We start from the raw sequence: 2,191 nt of genomic DNA, 5'->3' as shown, positions 1-2,191 counted from the left end.
GAATTTTGATTAATAGTTGTAATTTTATTTTTATTTTTTTCTCTTCTATTATTTAAAGTTTCTGTAGTTTCTAATAAAGTTACATCTTGCACATTAAAGTTTATACAACTACGAAGAGCGCCTGTTTTATCAATATATTTATTAATTGATAAAAAACATTCTAATAAAAGTGCACTTCCTTTATCAGCTCATTGTTTAATAAATGTTGCATTTCTTTCTCAAGCTATTAAAGGTATAAAATCAGTTTTATCATTTTTTTTATTATTAACAGCAAATCTAAAAATTAAATAGTTTTTGTTGTTTTTTGTTTGTTTTAGCTCTAAATCACTAGCTATTCTTCCATATAAAAATAATTTGTTCATTTTTGTTTTCCTTTTATTTCGCTATTATTTGTTATTTTTTTTAGTTGTTTCTTTTTAAATTTGTTAGTAAGTAAATGAACTTTTATTAATTCATTGCTTTTTAAATTTTTTAAATAATTTCTTACAATTTTTTTCTTTTTAATTGTTTTAAAATTATTTCAATAGTTGTTAATTTCAATTCAATCTTGTTGTTTATAGCTATTATTAATTAATGGCATTATTAAAGGAATTAATTGGCTATTTATCTTTTTATCTGGTGTAATTGATTGATTAATACACTCTCATAATGCATTAACATTAAAAATATTTCTATCATTTAAAAAATTTATAAAATTGGTTTGTTCATAAAGATATTCAAAAACTTGATTTATGTTTTGTTTTAAAATATCACTGATTAATATTTTTTTTACTTGTCATTTTTGCATATTGCAAAAAGAATTTAATTTTTTAACACTTCTATAGTAGTCATAAATATTTAAATAAGTTTTATTTTTCATCTTTATTTTTCTTTGTTTTTTTAAATTTATCATATTCTTTTTGACTATTTAAATATTGTTGTCTTGCATATTCTACTGTTTGTTCAGATATTTTTTTTACAACAACTTCATTGTAACTTCTATGATAAATAAAACCCACTGGCGCAATAGAAGCAAATTTAAAAGTTATATCTAATAATCTATATTTAGCTCAATAATAAGCTTCATTCAATATTAGTTGTATTCATTTTTTATCAGATTTACTTAGTTTCTTTTCACAATCTCTGAAATTAAAATCATTAAACATTCAATTCATATAATCATTTTCATCTTTTGCAAATTTAGAATTTAAAAATCATTGTTTACCTTCATATTTTCCTTTTTCTCAATCAACTCTTAACAAACCATAAAAATGGTTAGTTTTGTACATATATCTTCCAGCGTGTTCTAAAATTTCATTTATTTCTCGATTTAAATAATAAATAGATGTATTAATGTGATAATCTATTCAGTCAATATTTTTAGAATAATAATAAAATGAATATATTTGTTCACTATTATTTTTTTTTAATTTTAAATCTTCTTTTTTCATTTCATCATAATCAATCACCATTCTGTCTAAATAGCCTACAGTTATCTCAAATTTTTTATTGCTAAAATTTGCGTTTTCCATTTTTTTTACATTTCCTTTTTTTCTTTATTTTGTTACTATTTTTTCAAGTTCTTTAACATATTGATGTGTTTTTATTCAAATTTTTTCTTCTTCTAAACCTAATGCATATACAAAATAATCTTTAATAAAATCTCTAGGTTCTGAAAAATCAAATTTATAATAATAAGGTTCATTAACTTCTAATCAATCTCCACTATGTCAAGGTTTATTAATTAGAGGTTCAACTAAACCAATATATTGACTATTCATTCCATATTCTTTAATACTTTCATTTACTATTTCATATAGTTGATCAGCATCATAAATTGCTTGTTCAACTAAAAAATCAGAAAGATAATATTTACTTTTATCAATAAAATCTTCATCTTTTATTTTATTGTTTAAAAAATCTATCAATTTGTCAGGTTTTAGAACTGCTTGTTTAATAATTTCATTAAGCAAATATTGGCTATTTTTATAACCATTTTTCACACAATAATCATTTAAATTTACGTATTTTTTCATTTTTTATTTTTATTCCATTTCCATTTCTTTTTCTTGTTCTTGTTGTTTCTCTTTTTTAAGTTTTTTAGCATATTGATGAATTTGAATTAATTGATCATCATCTAGTTCATTTAAAAAATCATTAAGAATTTCTCTTGAAGAAAGATCATAAAAATCTCCTCATTCTTCATCAACTT

At 20.7% G+C, this 2,191-nt stretch carries 4 protein-coding genes; all 4 read right to left on the bottom strand.

Annotation, left to right across the window (positions count from 1 at the left end; all coding sequences use genetic code 4):
- Positions 1–362, bottom strand: a 362-nt coding sequence (locus T403_RS04310; protein ID WP_156933570.1) for a single-stranded DNA-binding protein, incomplete at its 3' end; no start/stop codon positions are given.
- A complete protein-coding gene (locus tag T403_RS0103900; RefSeq protein ID WP_156933569.1) occupies positions 332–859 on the bottom strand; it encodes a hypothetical protein in 528 nt (175 codons plus the stop codon). The genes T403_RS04310 and T403_RS0103900, both read right to left, overlap by 31 nt.
- On the bottom strand, positions 849–1,511 hold the full coding sequence (locus tag T403_RS0103895; protein WP_033161511.1) for a hypothetical protein: 663 nt from the start codon (positions 1,509–1,511) through the stop codon (positions 849–851). Before T403_RS0103895 ends, T403_RS0103900 begins: the two co-directional genes overlap by 11 nt.
- 24 nt (positions 1,512–1,535) lie before the next feature.
- The gene (locus T403_RS0103890; protein WP_033161510.1) at positions 1,536–2,015 is read right to left on the bottom strand and encodes an Mbov_0392 family ICE element protein; all 480 of its coding nucleotides are present in this window, start codon (positions 2,013–2,015) and stop codon (positions 1,536–1,538) included.
- Positions 2,016–2,191: the final 176 nt, after the last annotated feature.

The sequence above is a fragment of the Mycoplasma collis ATCC 35278 genome (genome assembly GCF_000701825.1).
GTDB classification, from domain to species: Bacteria; Bacillota_I; Bacilli_A; order Mycoplasmatales; family Metamycoplasmataceae; genus Mesomycoplasma_A; species Mesomycoplasma_A collis.
Note: the sequence above shows the minus strand (reverse complement) of the source record. Positions and strands in the feature narration are given on the sequence as shown.